We start from the raw sequence: 22,351 nt of genomic DNA, 5'->3' as shown, positions 1-22,351 counted from the left end.
ACGCTGTACACAAGAAGGGATTATTTTATGAGAACAGGAGCAGAAATTGTTATAGATTCCCTTGCTCAGGAGAATGTCGAAGTTGTTTTTGGCTATCCTGGCGGGACAGTTATAGATATATTTGATTTGATGAATAAGGCACCGTTTGAATTTGTACTGGTGCGCCACGAACAGGCTGCAGCACACGCGGCAGATGGATATGCCCGTTCGACTGGTAAAGTTGGTGTTTGTTTAGCAACATCCGGACCGGGTGCAACCAATTTGGTTACCGGTATTGCGACCGCGAACATGGATGGTATACCAATGGTTGCTATTACCGGACAGGTTCCAAGCTCTATGATTGGTAACGATGCGTTTCAGGAAGTTGATATTACCGGGATATGTCGTCCGATAACAAAACATACATATCTTGTTAAGGATATTGATGAATTGCCCAGGATTATTAAGGAAGCTTTTTATATTGCGTCGACAGGAAAACCTGGACCGGTATTAATTGATATCCCTAAGGATGTTCAGAAAGCAAAGACAAAGAACCCGTATCCTAAAGAAGTTGATATTAGGGGGTATAAACCAACATTTGAGGGGCATAGTAAACAGATTGAAAAGGTTGCTGAAATAATTGCGAAATCAAAAAAACCGGTGATATATGCCGGCGGTGGTGTTATTTCGTCTAATGCGGCAGCTGAACTGTTTGACCTTGTGACAAAAGCGCAGATTCCTGTTACCACGACGTTAATGGGATTAGGCGGGTTTCCTGATACACATGAGCTTTCTCTAAAGATGCTTGGCATGCATGGAACGAGATACGCAAATTACGCTGTTATGGAAGCTGATCTCATACTTGCTATAGGTGCACGTTTTGATGATCGGGTTACCGGCAAGATAGATGAATTTGCACCACATGCAAAGATTGTGCATGTTGATATTGACCCTTCGTCGATTAGTAAGAATGTAAGAGTTGATATTCCCGTTGTTGGTGATGTGAAGAGGGTGTTGCAATCACTGAATAAAATTGTAAAGAAAGCTGATTCTGAAAGTTGGCTTAAACAAATAGCCCAGTGGAAGAGCCAGTATCCTTTGAGTTATGTGGATGATGATCTGGTGAGGCCGCAGTATGTTATTGAACAGATCTGGGAGCTCACCAAGGGTGATGCCATTATAACGACTGAAGTTGGGCAGAACCAAATGTGGGCGACACAGTTTTATAAGTATACAAAACCACGCACATTTATTTCATCTGGCGGTCTAGGGACAATGGGGTATGGTTTTCCTGCCGCAATAGGAGCTCAGATTGCTCATCCAGATAAACTGGTTATTGATATAGCAGGTGACGGAAGTATACAGATGAATATACAGGAGCTTACCACTGCTGTTATTAATGATTTGCCGGTAAAGGTCGTTATTTTAAATAACCGTTATCTTGGCATGGTACGGCAATGGCAGGAGCTCTTTTATGATAAGAACTATTCAGCCACGTGTTCAAATCGTACTTTAAAGTGTCCAAAGATATGTGATGCGAATAATAGGGACTGTCCGCCGTTTGTTCCTGACTTTGTGAAAGTTGCTGAAGCGTTTGGCGCGGTCGGTATGCGGGTTGATAAGAAAAAAGATGTTATACCAACCTTGAAAAAAGCGTTTGAGATTAAAAAACCAGTGTTTATGGATTTTACAATTGAACGAGAAGAAAATGTATTCCCTATGGTTCCGGCAGGGGTATCACTTGCCGAAATGATAGGGGGATTGGCATAAAGGAGTAGAATAATGAGACATACAATATCTGTATTGGTTGAAAATAAATCAGGAGTGCTTGCTGCGGCGGTGGGACTTTTCAGTGGTCGTGGTTTTAATATTGATAGTCTTACTGTTGGGGAAACGCAAGATCCTTCTACATCACGTATGACTATTGTTGTCCGTGGTGATGACAAAGTTCTTGAGCAGGTAAATAAACAATTGAATAAGCTTATTGATGTTATAAAGGTGCAGGATTTTACGAGTGTTGATTTTATTGAAACAGAACTCGTTCTTATAAAAATAAATGCGAGTGAAAAAACAAGGTCTGAGATTATTCAAATTGTTGATATTTATAAGGCGAAGATAGTTGATGTGGGGCCGCATGTCATTACTATTGAAGTAACTGGCATAGAATCAAAGATAGAAGCTATTGTAGAGCTCTTGAGCAGTTTTGGCATTAAAGAGATGGTGAGAACCGGTAAAATAGCAATAGCGAGAAAATAATATAATTCGGAGTATGGAGTTAGGAGTTCGGAGAAAAGTACATTCCAGACTCCAATCTCCGAACTAGAGATAGGAAACAATACAGTCAGGGGTTGGGAAATTAGAGTATGTAGACAAATATACTCCGAGCTCCTAACTCCAAACTACGAACTAAACGGAGGAATTATGGCTACAATGTATTATGATAAAGATGCTGATCTGAAATTATTAGACGGTAAAACAATCGCGATTATTGGCTATGGAAGCCAGGGACATGCGCAAGCACAGAACTTGAGGGACAGTAAAGTAAATGTGATTGTGTCAGATTTGCCCGGCACAGAAAATTATGAGAAAGCAAAGGCCGATGGATTTGAACCGATGGACGCTGATGAAGTAAGCAGAAAAGCCGATATCATACAGCTCTTGGCTCAAGATGATGTTCAGGCAAAAATTTATAAAGGTGTTATTGCTAAAAACCTTACCGCAGGAAAAGCATTGGTTTTTTCTCATGGATTTAACATTCATTACGGGCAGATCATGCCGCCGAAAGATGTTGATGTCTTTATGGTTGCTCCAAAAGGTCCGGGACATTTGGTAAGAAGAGTGTATGAAGAAGGCGGTGGTGTGCCTTGTCTTATTGCTGTCTATCAAAATGCTTCAGGAAAAGCTAAGGAACTTGCTTTGGCATATGCAAAAGGTATCGGGGGGACAAAAGCCGGTGTTCTTGAAACAACCTTTAAAGAAGAAACCGAAACGGATCTTTTTGGTGAGCAGGCTGTTTTGTGTGGTGGCGCAACAGAACTCGTGAGAGCGGGTTTTGACACATTGGTTGAAGCAGGATATCAACCTGAGATTGCGTATTTTGAATGTATGCATGAGCTGAAGCTCATAGTTGATTTAATGTATGAAAAAGGTATTTATGGAATGCGCGCGTCAATAAGTGACACTGCAAAATATGGTGATGTAACGCGTGGTCCAAGAGTCATTCCGCAGGCAGCACGTCGTGAAATGAAAAAGATTTTAGGTGAAGTGCAGGATGGTTCCTTTGCGCGCGAATGGATCCTCGAGAACATGGCTAATCGCCCACAATATAACGCGCTCTTGAAGAAAGACAGTGAGCATCTCATTGAAAAAGTTGGCGGAAAGTTACGTAGCATGATGAGCTGGATTGCGAATAAGAAATAATTGTTTAAAAAAATATTGACAAAAAGAGTATATTTAATATCATGTTACAAACACGTAATCTATATGTGTATATAAGATACTTATAAAAATTCGAAAGGGGGATTTAATGAAGGGTGGAAGATTCTTTAGTATAATGTACCTCTCGTTAGTTATTTCATTTGTCTTCGTGAGTGTTATTGGGGTTTATAATACGTATGCTGGCGGCTATGGCGGTAAAGAAGATGTGAGCGGCACACTGTATATCGGAGAAGAAGAAGTTTCATATGATCCGTGCGGTGATGTTGAAATAGTTGCAAATGAGCCGGCTGCAGAACCAACCATCGTTCGAGAAATTGAACCTTCTGATGAAGAATTTACACAGAACAATTTGGCAAAGATGATTGCACGCGTACTCGGTCTCGAAGATCGTTTGCCTGCTGCAGTGAGTATAGATGATTATTTTAATTTGCTTACCGTTGTCGGTATCGCACCGCTTGATGGCTGGCAGGTTGACGAAGCTGTTACAAGAGATGATCTTGCAGTTGTTATGGTCCAGTCTCTTGGATTGCAAGGCGAAGTAGAAGATACTTTAGATACGCTATGCTATGTTGATGTATTAAGAAGTGAAGGCGTTGACATGACGAAGGGTATTTTTAATGTTGAGCACGGTTTATCGTTCCCAACTGTTGTCAGTTCGTTTGACGCTTTAAAATTTGGTAGTACCGTATCTGATAATTTCCAAACATCGCTTAGTCCAATTGATACATCTGTGGGCTATTAACATTAATGAAGAGGGGGGTGCTTTGATGAGAAAATTTGTATTGATAGCTTTTAGTTTGTTTCTTACTGTTTTATGCAGTGATGTTGCGTTTGCTGTAAATGATCTTCTAGTTCCGACAAGCGAAACTGGGTCAAAGCAATGGACACATTACTTTACCCCTTCATTCAGGACAAGAATACAGTACGATGACAATTGTACTGCATCAAATCCTAAGCAGAAGAGCTGGGAAGCTCTCGTAGCACCTAAGATCAACCTCAAGATACCTTTTGAAAAAAGTTATGTTGGTGCAAACTGGCAGTATACCTTTATTGGGTATAATCAAAGACATGGCGACAAAGCTGACAATAATCAGGATCTTGATCTTACCTTAAGACATGATGTTTCAGACAGATTAACTATCGGTGTAAAACAGTTTTTCCAATATAAGCAGCAGCCATTCATTCGACGTGATCCAGTAAATTATCCTGGATTGGAAAATACAGCTGGTAACGCTATGATGTATAGATTTACAACACCGAATCTTTCTGAGAATGCCGACTATGGTTTGTACGCAGGTACGTTTGGTGCAGATTATAGATTTAACAAGAAAATATCGGTTGATTTCACCTATAATATTGAGCGGCTAGATTTTATGCAGGAAACCGGTATTGTGAAACCGTCATTAAATTATCTTCAGCATACATTTATGACAGTTTTGAATTATCGATTGATCCCATCAACAGTATTTTTGGTTGATATGAGATATAAGATACAGGATTATGATACTATAGAAAAAGATAACACCTCATTTATTATTGCTGGTGGTATCAAGAATAGAATCGGTACTAGCGTAATTCTTAATGGTAGATTAGGATATGAACACAGAAAACCAAAAAATACCGTTAGGCTTACATCTGTTACTCAAAGAGGTCAAGCTGCAATTCCTTCTGGTGATACTGAAAGAGGAAAGATGATCTCTAATGAGCCTTTCTGTGAAGTTGATATGACCTATTTGTTCAGTAGAGCTACTCAGATCAAGATAGGATACAAGCTGAAAGCTGTTGATTCTGAACAGCCGAGTTATATGGATAGAAAACTTCAGGGCGTATATGGCGCGCTGTCACATAAGTTGACTTCGAAGACCTATTTCTTGCTTTTTGCATCGCAAGAAAGGGCATATTATATCAACTATAGAATGGTTGAAGCAAATGACCGTGGTGCTACAGGTACAGATTTTTTTGAACCATCTGAAACAGTAACAAAGTTTGGTTTCTTAATAACTCAGCAGTTAAAACCGTGGATGTTTTTGGAGCTTGGGTACAGATACGTTGATTTACACTCTGATTTCAGTCCGCTTGGTTGGAATGAAGGGTTTGGTGATTTTAACTGGGGAGGAGCAAATCCACCAGCGGTTGGCCAAGCACAGAATGCTAGTTATACGAGAAATCGTATCTTTAGTGGTGTAAACATTATATTCTAATGAATATGATTCTGTAAAAAATATAAGGCCCCCCGATGTATCGGGGGGCCTTTTTTATTGGCTAGCACAGTGAAAATGTGCCCGGTTCTCTATTATGATTATGTACCTATTTATAGCAAGTATACTTATTATTTCAGTTGCATGGCTCGGCGGCGTTAATTATTGGACTATTTGTCTTGTTAATACGCTTTCATTAATTGCCATCCTTGTTTACTTGATTCAAGGTCTCCGTAAACACGTTCTTGAATATAAGCTATCAGCATTTTATATTCCCTTTATCTGTATTATCTTGCTTATTGCAACATATCTTTTTACCTCAGATGTATATTTCTATGCCCGCAAACAGTTTTTGCTGATAACAACACTCATTCTTGTATTCGTTATTACGTATAACTATATCAAGTCAGCTGAGAAAGTTCGATTGCTTTTATATGTAATTATGGGGATCAGTCTGATGTTAGCGCTATACGGTATTTGTCAGTATTATTTTTTTCCTGATAAAACATATATGATCTTAAAACCTTTTGAATATCGTGCTCGGGCATCCGGAACCTTTATTTCGCCAAACCTGTATGGTGATTATTTGGCTATGTCTCTTCCTGTAATACTCTGCTACTTGCTTTATAGGGTGAAGATGGTCAGCTCAGGTCAGAATAGATGGGCAGATTACATAAAAGCTCTAGCGCTGAGCATTATTGCTGCAGTTGTATTTGTCGGTATGCTCTTATCTTTTTCTCGAGGATGTTATGTAGCTTTTTTTATCGGGTACGGTCTTTGTGCATTCTTACTAATAAGAAAAAAATATGCGCACAGCGGCATGGTAGTTATTCTAGGATTGGTATTTTTTATGAGCATGTACATGGTTAATCTCTCTAGTGCGAGGGGCGGTCAGGAAAAAGTGACCGCAGGTGATAAGGCGCGGATTGTTAATATGCACGATACGATTACTATGTGTAAAGATGCACCACTTATTGGACATGGTATGGGTGCGTATCGGTGGAAATATGCGAAGTTTAAACACAGTAGTATTTGCAGAGTCGTGCAATATGCTCATAATGCATATTTGCATATTGCGGCTGAAACAGGAGTTATTGGATTAATTATCATAGCATTACTCATTTGGCTCATTTTTAAACAATGCCTAGCTGTGTCCCGATCGTCATTGGTAACAGATGAACCGTGCATGATTGTTATGGGTTTGGGGGCTGGTATCGTCGTTGGGTTAGTGCACGGGTGTGTTGATTTTAATTTTCTTATTCTTGCAAATGCAATGCTTATGGTGGTGTTTGGAGGAATAATATCGTCATTGTATAGTGAAGCCTATCCCCAGAAAACAAAAACATATGATTTAAAAAAGATAAGATCGCAATTAGTAATAGTAGGCATTATTGGAGTTATAGTGTTTATGATAATAAATAATGGAAGAATACTTACTTCATCACAATACTATTTTAAAGGCGATAAATATGCGAAAGCATTAGAGTGGACAAAGGCGCTTACTTGTTTCCATAGAGGGTACGATATTGACACTGCTAATCCTATTTTAGCAGGTAAAATAGCGGATATTTATTATAAGAAATATATTTTTTCAAGAGACGAAAGAGAACTGTTTCGGGAAAAAGCGCTTATGTGGTACAATAAAGCGCTTCTGCTCAATCCATACGATGGATTTAAACGCGTGCGATTAGCTTCACTGAAGCAGGATGCGCATGATAATATAGGTGCGATATCTGAAGTCGAGCGAGCACTTTTAGATGATCCGAACAACTGGTACTTCTATCGCGTAAGAGGGTTATTGTTGTATAAACAAAAAGAATATTTTAAAGCAGTGAGCGCATTTAAGCGTGCAGTAGATATATATCCAAGGGATATGGTTTCTAAAGATATGATCGATAGGATAAGAAGGGATAGAATGCATGAAGGTAAATGATATTAAGTATGATTGTAAATATTTTATTGGTGAGAAACCATGTCTACATAAGAGACTGTGTAAAGATTGTCCTCACTATAGCGCGTATAATAAAAAAATACTCATTATTAAGATTGGCGCGCTTGGTGATGTTTTGCGCACGACACCAATTTTACATTCATTGAAAGAAAATTACCCAAACGCTCAAATAACATGGCTCACAGACCTGAACGCCCAGCCACTTTTAAAGAATAATCCCTATATCGATAGAGTTCTTTCTAATACTTTTGAAAATACGATACTTTTGCAAGCAGAAGAATATGATTATATTTTTAACTTTGAGAAAATTCCTTATGCTGTTGCTTTAACTAATTTACTGAAAGGCAAAATAAAGAAAGGTTTTGGCCTCAGTTCGTGGGGAACAAGTTGTCCCCTCGACAGTGCATCAGATTATGCATTCGAGCTCGGGCTGGATAATGACTTAAAATTTCATAAGAATAAAAAAACATATCAGGAGATACTCTTTGATATGTGTGGATACACGTATCATGGAGATGAATATATTTTAGATGTTAAAAAGGAAACAAATTTAACCAGGACTTTTGGCGAGCTCCAAGGCTCTGTAATTGGGCTCAATACCGGCAGTGGCGGTATCTTTGCCGGTAAAGGTTGGACATTTAATGCGTGGTGTTTACTTGTAAAAAAACTTACAGGGCAGTTCAATGCGACGTGTTTGCTTTTAGGCGGTCCGAGAGAAGAAAAACTTAATGGTGCTATAATAAAAGAAGTAAACTCTAACCAGGTTATTAATACTGGATCGGGTAATTCGTTAGACGAATTTATATCAATTGTCGATATGTGCGATCTCGTTGTTTCAGGAGATACATTGGGGATGCATATTGCGATAGGCCTGAAGAAGAAGATTGTCGTACTCTTCGGTGCAACCTGTTCACAGGAAATTGATGTGTATGGACGGGGTGTCAAGCTGCAGGCTCCAGGGGTGTCGTGCGCTCCGTGTTATAAAAGTATCTGCGATAAAAATGAAATATGTCTTCAGGGGATATCGGAAGATGCAGTTTTCAATGCGATCCGGGCATTGCTGCCCTCTTTGAAAAAGACAAAATGATGCACTATTACATGACTGTTTCTTTTCCATTATAACAATATATGAAAATTCTCTATATTCATTCAAGTGCGGACTTATATGGCTCTGACAGAAGTCTTTTGCGGCTTTTAGCTTATAGAAATAAAGATGCCATTGAACCTCTTGTGTGCATTCCTTACCATGGTCCACTTGAAGAGCAGTTGCAGAAATTGGGTGTTTCCTATTATGTATTCAATATGGGTGTAGTGAGAAAAAGCACTATGAGTATTGGAGGAATATTTCCGTTTCTCTGCTCTACCATACGCGGCATATTTAGAATCTCCCGAATTATACATAAAGACGCTGTTGATATCGTGCATACCAATACCTCAACAGTTTTTTCTGGTGCGTGCGCTTCCTTTCTTATGAGAAAACCGCATGTGTGGCATGTTCGTGAGATGTATAAAATGCGCGGCATTGCTGCAAAAATGTATGCATGGGCTATTGACCATTTTTCGAACATTGTGGTGTGTGTTTCCCGTGCTGTTAAGGACCATATTGAGAGTTATCGAAAGTCCTTGAGTAAAAAAACGGTAGTGATCCATAATGGGATAGATATAGACGAATATTCTTGTCATAAAGATGTGCCTGCCCTGCGCCAGAAGTACAACATAGCTCATAATTCTCTATGTTGTGCAACGGTAGGAAGAATTAATCATGTAAAAGGGCATACATTGTTTTTAGAGATAGCTGCACAGGTGATACATAAATATCCGGATGCCACATTTATTATCGCAGGTGATGTTTTTTCACTTGGAGATAAAGATACAAGGGAAAACTGGAGAAAAGAATATCTTGTTAAAAAGTGTATCGAGTTAGGAATTGAGAACAATGTTCGATTTATGGGGTTTGTCAGTCAAAGCAGTGACATATTTTCTTTAATTGATGTGTATCTATTTACGTCTATTGCTCCAGACTCATTTCCTACGACGTTACTGGAGGCAATGGCTTGCGGGAAACCTCTTGTTGCAACAAAGCAAGGGGGAGTAGATGAAATTGTCGTTGATGGAGAGTCTGGATATAGTGTGCCAACTGATAATACTGCTTTATATGAAAAAAGAGTTCTCGAGCTTATGGGTGATCGGGGGTTAAGAGAGCGTATGGGGCGTAACGCAAGAACCAGATGTGTTGAGAACTTTTCAGTGCATGATTATTGCAAAAGATGTGAGGATCTTTATTGTAAACTTATACATAAAGATTCTCAGTGTGAGGAGAGATAATGAAAATCGCTATAATGGGTACACGCGGAATACCTGCTCGGTACGGTGGTTTTGAAACACTTGCTGAAGCCTTATCAGTCCGATTTGTTGCCAGCGGTTATCGGGTAACAGTGTATTGCCGCAAGAAGTATTCTGACCAAATTATTGATCAATACAAAGGCGTAGACCTGAAGTATGTACCTGCGATATACTTTAAATATTTTGAAACGGTGACCCATACATTATGTTCGGTCATTCATGATGTGTTCTGTGGACGGTCAACGCATGTGCTTTTATGCAACAGCGCAAATGCTGTATTTATACCTCTTCTTAAGTTGTTTCGTAAGAGAGTTATTATTAATGTAGATGGGTTGGAGTGGAAGAGAAGAAAATGGAACATATGCGGAAAATGGTGGTATAAATTAGGGGAAAAGCTAGCAGTAAAATATGCGGATACTATTGTGACTGATGCGCGGGTAATAGAAGACTATTATAAAAAAGTTCACGGGTCGCGTACGGTATTTATCGCTTATGGTGCTGATGTCATATGCGGGGAGGATACGGAGTATCTCTCACAGTTGGGCCTTGAAAACGAAAAGTACATTCTGTATGTTGGCAGGCTTGAACCGGAAAATAATGCTGATAAGGTGATGGAGGCATATAAAAAAGTTGATACACAGTTCCATCTGGTGCTTGTTGGTGATGCGCCATATAGCGCTATATTTAAGAAGCGGCTTAATGAACTATTAGATGATAAGATTATTCTTTCCGGTGCAGTATATGGAGAAAAATATTGGACGCTTCTTTCAAATGCTTTATTTTGTATAAATGCCACTGAAGTGGGCGGCACGCATCCTGCGATTGTTGAGGCAATGGCAGCAGGGAAGATGGTTCTTGCAAATGATGTCCCTGAAAATTGTGAGGTAATAGGAGATACAGGGATACCATTTAGTATTGGGGCTTGCGGGGATCTTGAAAAAAAGATAGAGCGTAGCATTAATGACCCAGAATTGATATCATTGCTTGGAAAAAGAGCACGAGAAAGAGTTTCTTTGTATTATTCATGGGATACCATCACAAAAGAATATATCGATGTATTAATAGGTTCCGAGCCTTAAATAGCGTTTAGCGTAGAGCGTATAGTTTAATCATCTATTTAGTTAAATCTAACCGCTATCTAGAAATAAATATATTCTTTACTTTTATTATCTATTACCATATTATGAAGTAAAATAGAAAAGAAGGTGAATAATTTACTTATGAAAACGACCGATTTGAAGAAATTAAGAGAAAAAGCTCGTAATATTAGACGAGATATAATCAAAATGATCACAAAAGCGCAAAGTGGCCATCCGGGAGGATCTCTCTCAAGTACTGACCTTATGACGGTGCTCTATTTTGCAGTATTGCGGCATGACCCGCAAAATCCTGAATGGGAAGAAAGAGATAGAGTTGTTTTTTCCAAAGGTCATACTGCTCCACTGTGGTATGCAATTCTTTGTGAATTTGGCTATTTTGACAAAAAGCATCTCGATACATTAAGAAAGTATGGGACTATACTGCAGGGGCACCCTGATATGAATATTACTCCTGGAGTAGATATGACAAGCGGTTCACTGGGACAGGGCTTATCAGTGGCTGTCGGTATGTCGTTATCCCGTCAGTTACAAAAAAAATCCTACAGAGTGTATGTCCTTTTAGGTGATGGGGAAATTCAGGAAGGGCAGATCTGGGAAGCTGCTATGGCGGCAGGACATTATAGAGTGGATTCAATATGCGCCATTTTGGATAATAATAGTTTGCAAATAGATGGGAAAATACAGGATATTATGAATCCGGAACCAATCGCTGAAAAATGGCGTGCATTTGGATGGAATGTGATTGATATAGACGGACATAATGTTGAAGAGATATTAGACGCATATAAACGTGCCGAGGAGTACAAGGGAAAACCAACAATTATTCTTGCACGTACCGTGAAGGGTAAAGGCGTATCTTTTATGGAAGGTGTAGTTGGTTTTCATGGTAAAGCTCCTACAGATGAAGAAGGGGTAAAGGCACTTGCTGAGCTAGAGGAGATGGGGAATGCTTGAAATGATTGCAACGCGTGATGCGTATGGTGAAACACTTGTTGAATTAGGTAAAGAGGATCAGAGGATTGTTGTTCTTGATGCAGATCTATCAAGTTCAACAAAGACAGCAAAATTCGCTAAAGTATTTCCTAATAGATTCTTTAATGCCGGTGTCGCGGAACAAAATTTAATAGGGATGGCAGCTGGTTTTGCCTCATGTGGCCATGTGGTCTTTGCGAGTTCTTTTGCAATATTTCTTACCGGCCGCGCCTGGGAACAAATACGAAATACTGTTGCAAGCGCTGAGCTTAACGTGAAAGTGGTATCATCGCATGGTGGAATTTCCGTTGGTGAAGATGGTTTATCTCATCAGAGCGTTGAAGACATTTCTCTTATGAGATCTATTGCTCATATGAAGGTTGTGGTGCCTGCTGACGCAAAAGAAACGGTACGAGTTATTAAGGCAGCTACGAACATGAAAGGTCCGATGTATATTCGACTTGGACGATCAAAAGTGCCGGTGATTACGCGTGATGAAGACACGTTTGCTATCGGAAAAGCAAATGTCCTAAGGCAGGGAAACGATATATCAATTATTGCCTGCGGTCAAATGGTTGGAAAAGCATTGGAAGCCTCCCAGCTCCTAGAAAAAAAAGGTATAGATGCACGGGTAATAAATATGCATACCATTAAGCCTATCGATAAAGAAGCAATTATAACTGCTGCACGTGAAACAGGCGCGATTGTTACGGCTGAAGAGCATAGTATTATTGGCGGGCTTGGGTCTGCTGTTAGTGAAGTTCTTTCTGAAAATAGTCCCGTGATTATGAAGAGAATCGGGGTTAAGGATATGTTTGGTCAGTCAGGAAGCCCTGAAGAATTATTCAAAGAGTATCATCTTGAACCAACTGATATTGCTCAAGCTGTAGAAGAGCTTGTAAAACAAAAAGTATCCTAAGTAAATGTTCCACAAAGGAATATATCATAAGGGGAATTATACGATGACAAGAAAAAGGTATGGACGAATTATCTTGAGCATTATTTTTATAGGTACTGTTTCGTTAAGTGTATCACATCTCTACGCTGAAGAAAAAGCTAAGGAAAAGAAAAAAAGTGATATTAAGGAATTATATGAAAAGCTTGATGTGTTCACTGATGCAATAACGATCATAAAGCGCGGATACGTTGATGACGTTAATTTTAAAGATCTCATATATGGCGCCATGAAAGGAATGTTGAAATCACTGGATTCTCATAGCTCATTTATGGATGAGGATGCATATAAAGAGATACAGATTGAAACAGAGGGTGAATTTGGCGGGCTTGGTATTGAAATAACCGTAAGAGATAAAGTACTCACCATTGTATCTCCTTTGGAAGGGACTCCGGCATTTAAAAAAGGCCTTAGACCGGGAGATAAAATAGTTAAAATTAATGGTAAATCCACCAAAGATATTACCCTGAACGGTGCGGTAAAGAAACTCCGTGGTAAACCCGGAACACCGGTCACAATAACAATATCCCGTCCAAGCAGTAAAGAGTTCATTGATGTTACGATTGTGCGTGCTATTATAAAACTTCAGAGTGTAAAAGAACCAAAGATGTTAAAGAGTGATATCGGATATATTCGTCTTACCCAATTTCAAGAGAATACAGACGAGGACATGAGAAAGAATATAGAGGATTTAGAGAAAAAAGGTATAAAAAGCCTTATTCTTGATCTGAGAAATAATCCGGGTGGATTGCTGCAGGAAGCTATTGATGTTGCTGATTATTTTATCGGTGGAAACAAACTGATCGTTTATACAAAAGGAAGAATGAAGGAGCAAACTGTTGATTTTAAGGGAAGATATAGGGGAACACCGTTTCAGTATCCTGTCGTTGTCCTCATTAATGGAGGAAGTGCAAGCGGTTCTGAAATCGTTGCGGGAGCAATTCAGGATTATAAACGGGGAGTGCTTTTGGGAGAGAAATCTTTTGGAAAAGGATCGGTGCAAAGTGTTCTTCCGCTTAGGGACGGTTCTGCGCTCAAACTGACAACCGCAAAATATTATACGCCAAAAGGAAGAATGATTCATGGCATAGGGATAGTGCCTGATATTGTTGTTAAGATATCAGAAAAAGATGAAATAAAACTTATGCTTGTTAAAATGCATAAACTTGATGAAAGCGGCGTAAAACTAAAGAAACCTGAAGAAGTAAAGGATGAGCAGCTTGAAAGAGCGATTGATTTAATTGAGGGCATTAAGATAGTGAATAATAAGGTAGAATTAACCGAAGATATGCTTAAAAGCGAAGAGCCAAAGCCTGAAGATAAAGATAAGAAAGACGATGAAGCGCAAACCACCGATAAGAATGAAAATAAAACGAAACCTGAATCGGATAAATAATATATAATAAACACCTGTCCCGTTATCTTCTCAACCCCTCTCTGTATATAATATACGGGTGATAAATGAAAATACTTGGTATAGAAACTTCATGTGATGAAACCGCCGCCTCTGTTGTTGAAAACGCAACTGTTGTCCTTTCAAATGTGGTCAGATCTCAAATACACCTACACAAAAAATATGGTGGAGTAGTTCCTGAGATTGCAAGTCGAGATCACCTGAAGCATATCAATCGAATTGTTGAAGAAGCGCTTGCAGCTGCATCTCTTAAAAAGGGAACACATATTGACGGTGTTGCGGTTACCAGGGGGCCGGGGCTTATTGGTTCATTGCTTGTTGGTGTTACTTTTGCAAAAGGGTATGCATATAGTCATAACATTCCCGTGTGTGGTGTAAACCATATTGAGTCACATTTATATTCTGTTTTTCTTAATAATAAAGGAGCATGCCCGCAATATCCCTATTTAGGTCTAGTTGTTTCTGGGGGGCACTCATCACTTTTTAAAGTGACTTCAAGAGGGAAACATACACTTGTTGGTTCGACAAGAGATGATGCGGCAGGAGAAGCTTTTGATAAAGTAGCCAAAATTCTTGGATTAGGGTATCCTGGCGGACCGGTTATTGATAAACTGGCAAAAAATGGTAACCCAAAAGCGATTAATTTCCCCCGTGGTATGGCTAAGCAGGACACATTAGACTTTAGTTTTAGCGGACTTAAGACAGCAGTGCTTTATTATAAGAAGGGTTTTGGAAAATATGCATACAATCGTGATGATATTTCTCTTGCTGATCTTGTTGCGAGTTTTCAGGAAGCAGTGGTTGATGCATTGTTGCAAAAAACATTTTCCGCGGCACATACATACCGGTTAGGTAGTATTGTTGTTGGTGGAGGAGTAAGCCTTAATTCAAGGCTCAGAGAAAAGTTTATGGCCAAAGCGAAGACTACGGGGATAGAGGTGTTTTTCCCTCATCCGTCTTTTTGTGCTGATAACGCCGCTATGATCGCTGGCTTGGGGTATTTCGCGCTATCTAAATCACAAAGAAAAGATTATACTTTTGATGCAGATCCCACTTTAAAGCTATGAATTCCAGCTATAAGCTGTAAGCTATGACAACCAGCTGTATGCGATAAGCTATAAGCTGTAAGAGGAAAGAATTTATGGATAAAGAACAAATACAGAAAATTCTTGAGCGCGTTAAGACAGGAAAAATGCCTGTTAGTAAAGCGTTAGATTTATTGAAAAAATTACCCTTTAAAGATCTGGGTTTTGCAAAAATCGATAGTCACCGATCTCTAAGAAAAGGATTTCCTGAAGTTGTATTTTGTGAAGGAAAAAATGATAAAGACGCATGTGCGATACTTGCAAAATTAGCATCTGTAGAGCCCAATGTGTTAGGAACAAGGGCATCAGTATCATTGTTTAAAAAAGTAAAAAAACAATGTCCACAGGCACAGTATCATGATAAAGCCAGATGTATTACTATCTCAAAAAAAAGATTAAAGCCGTCTTTGGGAAAAGTTGTGATCATGACTGCAGGAACATCAGATATTCCTGTGGCAGAAGAAGCGCGTGTAACAGCACATATAATGGGGTGTAAGATTGAGCCGTTGTACGATGTGGGAGTGAGCGGTCTTCATAGACTGATCTCGCATCTGGATGTTTTGAATGCAGCCGATGTTATTATTGTTATAGCAGGCATGGAAGGTGCTCTGCCGAGTATACTTGGCGGGTTAACGGATAAACCGGTTATTGCTGTTCCGACCAGTATCGGGTATGGTGCGCACTTTGGCGGGATAACGCCGCTTCTTTCGATGCTCAATTCATGTGCCTCTGGTCTCACCGTAGTAAATATTGATAATGGTTTTGGCGCAGGATATGCAGCTGCAACAATATGCAGGCTTGTGACCGAAAAAGTGAAAGCGATTAGGAAGACAGCATAGTCTTTTATTGATGTAAGGATGCAGGGATATGAACGTTTTGTATTTTGATTGTTTTAGCGGGATAAGCGGAGATATGTGCGTAAGCGCATTGATAGACGCCGGAGTGAGTATCAGTACGCTCAAACGTGAACTCTCTAAATTACCTCTGAAAGGGTACTCGCTCTTATCAACGAAAGTAACACGAAACGGTATTGTCGGAACACACTGGACGGTGCATGTGCAGAAAAAATCGCATCAAAAGGTGCGTAGTTATAAGGATATATGTTCGCTCATAAATAAAAGCACACTTGCTGATTCAATTAAAACAGATAGTATAGGGATCTTTCATATTATTGCTGAAGCTGAAAGTAAGATCCATGATATTCCCATACACAAAGTCCACTTTCATGAAATTGGTGCGCTTGACTCTATAATAGATATTGTTTCAACTGCCATATGTATGTACTGCCTTAAAATAGACACGGTGTATGCATCAAGGATTCCTTTAGGGGAAGGAACGCTGGAGTGTCAACATGGCGCATATCCTGTACCATCGCCTGCAACGCTCGAAATATTGAAGGGTGTGCCATGTGTAAAGAGCGCTGTTGCCGGAGAGCTTGTAACACCAACCGGAGCGGGGATACTATCCTATTACACACAAGCATTTTCACAGCCCTCGCATATTACAATAAAAGGGATTGGGTATGGTGCTGGTACCCGCGAATATAAAGAAATTCCGAATATGCTAAGAGTTGTTTATGGTGACATGAAAGACAGTGAGTGTTCATGTCAGCAGGTATCGATTATTGAAACAAATATAGATGATATGAATCCTCAGATATATGGATTTGTCTTAGACGCATGTACGAAGGCAGGTGCGCTCGATGTATGGATTACGCCTGTTTTTATGAAGAAGATGCGTCCAGCGCATATACTCTCAGTGATGGTTAATAACAAAGATATTGAAAGATGCGTTGATATTGTTATGGCCGAGACGTCAACGATTGGGCTGAGGATTATGCAAGGGTCTAGGATTATAAAAGAAAGGGAGATTGTCATAGTAACAACAAAATATGGTAATGCTCGTGTGAAAATAAGCAGTTTTGGTGATTCAATGCTCACCATTACTCCCGAATATGATGACTGTGTCACAATCGCCGATAAGCACAAAATCCCTCTCAAACAGGTTATGAAGGACGTTGAAGCCGCATATACGAAGCTATCCGCAAAACATGCGCACAGAAAAAAATAGAGATATATACGTATTAAGTATTTATGCTTTTACATATTTATGAGATAATATAAAGATATATTACTGTTGTATGTCGATTCAATATGCAAATGAGAGTTGTGGTGCATGATTAAATACAATACTGAAATGGTAGCGGATGTATTACTTGAATATGGCTTAATAACACCGGCTCAGATAAAAGAAGCACGTATGCATGGCGGAAATAAAGGTGTTGTTGATCAGCTCATTTCCAAAGAGTATATTGATGAAGAAGAGATTATAAAAGCTCTGGCAAAACATTTCTCTCTTGAGTGTATTGATCTATCAAGCGCGGTTATCCAAAAAGAGGCCTTGTCCCTTGTCCCCTATGATATTGCTAAACGGTATCATATTATTCCCATAAAAATTTCTCAAGACATCCTGACTATAGCGATGAGTGATCCTCTAAAGGTTGATGCAGTTGACGCGATTTCTTTTCGTTTGAAAAAGACCGTCGATATTGTGCTTGCGTCGTATACTGACATTAAGGAAGCGCTCGTTAAATATTATGGTGTCATTGATGAAGATCAAAAAGATATTATACAAAAAGTTGATGAAGACCTTCCAAAAGAGGATTTTGACGATGTTAGTACCGAAGATGCGCCGGTTATTAAGCTCGTGAGTATGATTATAATGGAAGCATTTAGGATGAGGGCAAGTGATATTCATTTGGAGCCGTTAGAAAAAAGGTTTCGTGTTCGCTATAGAATAGATGGTATCTTATATGAGGTTGAGGGACCGCCAAAAAGATTGCAAAGCGCAATAATATCTCGTGTGAAGATTATGGCAAATATGTCGATTGCAGAAAAACGTTTACCGCAAGATGGACGTATCCGACTGAGGATAATGGCCAAAGACATTGATCTTCGTGTATCAACGATACCCAGCACACATGGTGAAAGTGTTGTGATGAGAATATTGGATAAGACAAGCCTTGTTCTTGGATTGGCCCAGATGGGTTTTTTACATGAAGATGAGAAAAAATTTAAAGACCTTATTAAGTTTCCTAATGGGATTATACTTATTACGGGTCCAACGGGGAGCGGAAAAACGACGACGCTTTATGCGTGCCTGAATGAAATCAATAGGCCGGATAGAAAGATTATTACAGTTGAAGACCCAATCGAGTACCAGATTCAAGGTATTAATCAGGTACAGGTCCAGGCTAAAATAGGTCTTTCATTTGCTAATGTATTGCGTTCAATGCTCCGGCAAGCACCAAATATTATTATGATAGGTGAAATCAGAGACTTGGAAACGGCAAATATTGCGGTTAATGCATCTCTTACAGGACATCTTGTTTTCAGCACGCTGCACACAAATGATGCCCCGGGAGCAATCACAAGACTTATTGATAGAGGAGTGAAACCTTTTCTTGTTGCAAGTTCGATACGGGCAATATGCGCGCAACGGCTTGTGAGAAAAATATGTTCAGAGTGTAAAGAAGAATATAACCCTCGTCTAGACGAAATTGAAAGCCTTGGATTGTCCCAGCAGCAAATAAAAAAGGTTAAATTTTATAGAGGTAAAGGGTGTGCAGATTGTAATAATACCGGGTTTAGTGGTCGTATCGGTATTTTTGAATTGCTCTTGATTGATCAAGAAATACAAAAAATGATCTATCAAAAAATGTCGAGTAACGAAATACGCAAAAGAGCGCGTCAACTTGGGATGAAGACGCTGCGTGAAGACGGTATTATGAAAATATTTGGCGGTATTACAACGATTAATGAAGTGCTGCGTGTAACACAGGGGTACGAAGAGTGATAAGAGCTATTAGCGTATAGCCAGTAGCGTTTAGCGGATAGATTTTGCTGTAATTTTTTTAACTATACGCTATGCGCTATATGCTGAACGCTATTTATGTGATTGATATTTAGTTTTTAACTATACGCTATACGCTAAGTGCTATACGCTGACGGGAGGTATATATGGAGATGAACAATTTATTAGATTATGTGTGTGAGAAGGGTGCATCAGACCTGCATTTGATTGTGGGAACTCCTCCTGTTGTGAGAATACACGGCAGGCTAGAATACATCGGAGAAACACCCCTTAATCGTGGTGATACTGAACGATTAATGAAGAGTATTACCTCCGAAGAAAGTGTTCAGAAACTGCTTGCGAAAGGGAATGTTGATTATGGTTTTGCTTTTGAAAACAAAGGCCGTTTCAGGGTTAATGTGTATAAGCAAAAAGGAACGTATGCGCTCGCACTGCGCCTTATTCCTGCACGTTTGATGTCACTGGAAGAAATAGGCCTTCCTTCTCATGTAAAGGAGCTTTTGTATAAACCGAGAGGTCTTGTTCTCGTAACCGGCCCTACCGGATCGGGAAAAACGACCACGCTTGCATCGATGATTAATATGATAAATATTGAACGCGATACCCATATAATAACCGTGGAAGATCCCATTGAATATTTCCATTGTCATAAAAAATCTATTGTATCTCAACGTGAAATGGGTGTTGATGTCCTTTCATTCGGAGATTGTTTGAGGGCAGCTTTGAGAGAAGACCCTGATGTTATTCTGGTGGGTGAAATGAGGGATCTTGAGACAATGGAAGCGGCGATAACTGCGGCTGAGACTGGGCATCTTGTGTTTGGAACACTCCATACAACAGGAGCAGCACGAACAGTGGATAGGATAATTGACGCTTTTCCTATTAATCAACAGGAACAGATAAGAATTCAATTAGCTTCGTCATTAGTTGCGGTCATTTCACAAATATTGCTTCCCCGATCTGATAATGCTGGAAGAATAGCCGCATTTGAAATAATGACTTCAACCCCATCGATCCAGAACTTAATAAGAGAAAAGAAAACGTTCCGTATAACCTCAGATATTCAAACTGGAACTAAGCATGGTATGGTTACACTCGATGCGTTTCTTTTAGATCTCTATAATAAAAAGATTATTTCGTATAGTGAAATGCTTTCAAAAGCACAGGACCCTGAATATATTGTTTCACGAGCGCGTGAAGAATCCGCGTAGGTGACAGAATAAATATGTACACTGAGATGTTGATAAAAAAGAGGCGGGTACTATAATGCAGCAGAAGATAAGTAGTGGATATATTGGTTCTCTTTTGCTTTCAAAGGGGCTTATTACCAAAGAACATTTGGAAGAAGCTGTTGAAGAGCAGAAAAGAACAGGAAAGCTTATCGGCCATGTACTGGTAGACCTTGGTTTTGTTAATGAGAACGACATCTTTCTGTGTCTGGGAACACAGTTAGGTATGGAAATGGTCGATATTAAGAATATTGGCATACCGAAAGAAGTTCTCAAGTTTGTAAATCCTTCAATGGCTCGTATATACAACATTATGCCGATAAAATACGAGAATAACATGCTGACTGTTGCAATTGCCGATCCTTTGAATCCGCATATTATTGATGATCTCCATTTTATGCTTGATCTTGAAATTAGTGCAGTTCTCTCAACCCATGACGATATAAAAACTGCCATAAAGAAACATTACGGTGAAGAAACAGAATCTATTGTTGATCTTATTGAAGAGATTGAAAAGGAACTTCCAAAAGGTGTTGAAAAGATTGAAGATATAACAGACGTAGACAGCTTAAAGGAACTGGCTAATGAAGCGCCTGTTGTCAAACTGCTTAATCTCATTTTAGCACAAGCCATTAAAGACCAGGCCAGTGATATTCACTTTGAGCCATTTGAAAATGATTTTAAAGTACGCTATCGTGTTGATGGAGTTCTCTATGACATGGTGCCGCCGCCAAAGCATCTCAGCCTGGCGCTTACTTCCCGCATTAAGGTTATTGCAAACCTTGATATCGCTGAAAGGCGCTTGCCGCAAGATGGAAGAATATTGGTGAGTATTGCGGGAAAATATGTTGATTTGAGAGTGTCAACCCTTCCAACTGCTTTTGGTGAAAGTGTTGTTATTAGAATCCTAGACCGCTCGGTTGTATCACTTGATTTGAACAAAGTGGGAATGAACAAGGAAATGCTTGAATCGTTTTCACACGTATTAGAAAAGCCAAACGGTATTGTTATTGTCACAGGTCCAACGGGAAGCGGTAAAACAACGACACTGTACTCTAGTTTAAAGCTGTTGAATAAACTTGATTCTAAGTTAATAACAACTGAGGATCCTGTTGAATATGATATTGAAGGAATTATGCAAATTAATATAAATGAAGAAATAGGCCTGACGTTTTCACATTGCTTAAGAAGTATTTTGCGTCAAGATCCCGATATAATAATGATCGGTGAAGTGAGAGATTATGAAACTGCAGAGATTGCCGTACAGGCGTCTCTTACCGGTCACTTAGTGTTTTCAACGTTGCATACCAATGACGCCGCGGGTGCTGTTGTAAGGCTTATTGATATGGGTGTAGAGCCCTTTTTAATTACATCGACTTTGGAAGCGATACTTGCACAGCGATTGGTGAGAACTATTTGTTCTGATTGCAAAACATCCTACAGCCCTACTCCAGAGGTGTTAAGAGATGTAGATCTTACCCCGCAGGATGTAGGTGACAAGAAATTCTATTATGGAAAAGGATGTAAGAAATGTAATAATACGGGGTATAAAGGACGCATAGGGATATTTGAATATTTAGAGATATCCGATCCGATAAGAGCGCTTATCCTTGACAAGGCTCCGTCAGTTATTATTCGGCAAAAAGCAATTGAGCTCGGGATGAAAACATTGTGGGATGATGGAATAGAGAAGATATTTCAGGGGGTAACTACGGCAGAGGAAGTTGGCCGAGAAACATAAAAAATTAAAAAGGCAAAACTAAGGAAAGATAAAATAAAGTCAAAATTAAAAACGAAAAAGGTAAAATTAAAAA

Annotated in this window: 18 protein-coding genes; all 18 read left to right on the top strand. The window is 39.4% G+C overall.

The window, feature by feature from the left end:
• Window positions 1-27: 27 nt before the first annotated feature.
• A complete protein-coding gene (gene ilvB / locus P9M13_10195) occupies window positions 28-1,749 on the top strand; it encodes a biosynthetic-type acetolactate synthase large subunit (GenBank protein MDP8263653.1) in 1,722 nt (573 codons plus the stop codon).
• A gap of 12 nt (window positions 1,750-1,761) precedes the next feature.
• Window positions 1,762-2,235 carry an acetolactate synthase small subunit gene (gene ilvN, locus P9M13_10190; protein MDP8263652.1) on the top strand — a complete coding sequence of 158 codons (474 nt, stop codon included), beginning with the start codon at window positions 1,762-1,764 and terminating at the stop codon, window positions 2,233-2,235.
• 165 nt (window positions 2,236-2,400) lie between these two features.
• The gene (gene ilvC, locus P9M13_10185) at window positions 2,401-3,399 is read left to right on the top strand and encodes a ketol-acid reductoisomerase (protein ID MDP8263651.1); all 999 of its coding nucleotides are present in this window, start codon (window positions 2,401-2,403) and stop codon (window positions 3,397-3,399) included.
• Between the two features lie 106 nt (window positions 3,400-3,505).
• A complete protein-coding gene (locus P9M13_10180; protein ID MDP8263650.1) occupies window positions 3,506-4,159 on the top strand; it encodes a hypothetical protein in 654 nt (217 codons plus the stop codon).
• 25 nt (window positions 4,160-4,184) lie between these two features.
• Window positions 4,185-5,618 (top strand): outer membrane beta-barrel protein, encoded by a 1,434-nt coding sequence (locus P9M13_10175; protein MDP8263649.1) that lies wholly within the window; start codon window positions 4,185-4,187, stop codon window positions 5,616-5,618.
• A 100-nt stretch (window positions 5,619-5,718) separates the two neighbouring features.
• Entirely contained in the window at window positions 5,719-7,548 is a 1,830-nt protein-coding gene (locus P9M13_10170; GenBank protein ID MDP8263648.1) for an O-antigen ligase family protein, read from the top strand.
• Window positions 7,535-8,653: a glycosyltransferase family 9 protein gene (locus P9M13_10165; protein ID MDP8263647.1), complete on the top strand. Its 1,119-nt coding sequence runs from the start codon at window positions 7,535-7,537 to the stop codon at window positions 8,651-8,653. Before P9M13_10170 ends, P9M13_10165 begins: the two co-directional genes overlap by 14 nt.
• A gap of 41 nt (window positions 8,654-8,694) precedes the next feature.
• Window positions 8,695-9,891: a glycosyltransferase family 4 protein gene (locus P9M13_10160; protein ID MDP8263646.1), complete on the top strand. Its 1,197-nt coding sequence runs from the start codon at window positions 8,695-8,697 to the stop codon at window positions 9,889-9,891.
• Window positions 9,891-10,988 carry a DUF1972 domain-containing protein gene (locus tag P9M13_10155; GenBank protein MDP8263645.1) on the top strand — a complete coding sequence of 366 codons (1,098 nt, stop codon included), beginning with the start codon at window positions 9,891-9,893 and terminating at the stop codon, window positions 10,986-10,988. The genes P9M13_10160 and P9M13_10155 overlap by 1 nt, the downstream gene beginning before the upstream one ends.
• A 141-nt stretch (window positions 10,989-11,129) precedes the next feature.
• Complete coding sequence (locus P9M13_10150) at window positions 11,130-11,963, top strand: transketolase (protein MDP8263644.1); 834 nt, start codon at window positions 11,130-11,132, stop codon at window positions 11,961-11,963.
• On the top strand, window positions 11,956-12,900 hold the full coding sequence (locus P9M13_10145) for a transketolase family protein (GenBank protein ID MDP8263643.1): 945 nt from the start codon (window positions 11,956-11,958) through the stop codon (window positions 12,898-12,900). The genes P9M13_10150 and P9M13_10145 overlap by 8 nt, the downstream gene beginning before the upstream one ends.
• Window positions 12,901-12,943: 43 nt before the next feature.
• Window positions 12,944-14,332, top strand: coding sequence for a S41 family peptidase (locus P9M13_10140; GenBank protein MDP8263642.1), 1,389 nt, complete (start codon window positions 12,944-12,946; stop codon window positions 14,330-14,332).
• Window positions 14,333-14,397: 65 nt separating this feature from the next.
• On the top strand, window positions 14,398-15,417 hold the full coding sequence (gene tsaD, locus P9M13_10135) for a tRNA (adenosine(37)-N6)-threonylcarbamoyltransferase complex transferase subunit TsaD (protein ID MDP8263641.1): 1,020 nt from the start codon (window positions 14,398-14,400) through the stop codon (window positions 15,415-15,417).
• Window positions 15,418-15,491: 74 nt separating this feature from the next.
• Entirely contained in the window at window positions 15,492-16,274 is a 783-nt protein-coding gene (gene larB, locus P9M13_10130) for a nickel pincer cofactor biosynthesis protein LarB (GenBank protein MDP8263640.1), read from the top strand.
• Between the two features lie 28 nt (window positions 16,275-16,302).
• On the top strand, window positions 16,303-17,505 hold the full coding sequence (gene larC / locus P9M13_10125) for a nickel pincer cofactor biosynthesis protein LarC (protein MDP8263639.1): 1,203 nt from the start codon (window positions 16,303-16,305) through the stop codon (window positions 17,503-17,505).
• Between the two features lie 105 nt (window positions 17,506-17,610).
• Window positions 17,611-19,290 (top strand): type II secretion system ATPase GspE, encoded by a 1,680-nt coding sequence (gene gspE, locus P9M13_10120; GenBank protein ID MDP8263638.1) that lies wholly within the window; start codon window positions 17,611-17,613, stop codon window positions 19,288-19,290.
• A 164-nt stretch (window positions 19,291-19,454) separates the two neighbouring features.
• Window positions 19,455-20,519, top strand: a complete 1,065-nt coding sequence (locus P9M13_10115; protein MDP8263637.1) for a type IV pilus twitching motility protein PilT — start codon at window positions 19,455-19,457, stop codon at window positions 20,517-20,519.
• 55 nt (window positions 20,520-20,574) lie between these two features.
• A complete protein-coding gene (gene gspE, locus P9M13_10110; protein ID MDP8263636.1) occupies window positions 20,575-22,278 on the top strand; it encodes a type II secretion system ATPase GspE in 1,704 nt (567 codons plus the stop codon).
• The last annotated feature ends 73 nt before the right edge of the window (window positions 22,279-22,351 follow it).

Origin of the sequence: Candidatus Ancaeobacter aquaticus, from assembly GCA_030765405.1 — a bacterium.
Taxonomy (GTDB): Bacteria; Auribacterota; Ancaeobacteria; order Ancaeobacterales; family Ancaeobacteraceae; genus Ancaeobacter; species Ancaeobacter aquaticus.
The sequence above is the reverse complement of the archived record's forward strand: the minus strand, read 5'-3'. Positions and strand labels throughout refer to the sequence as shown.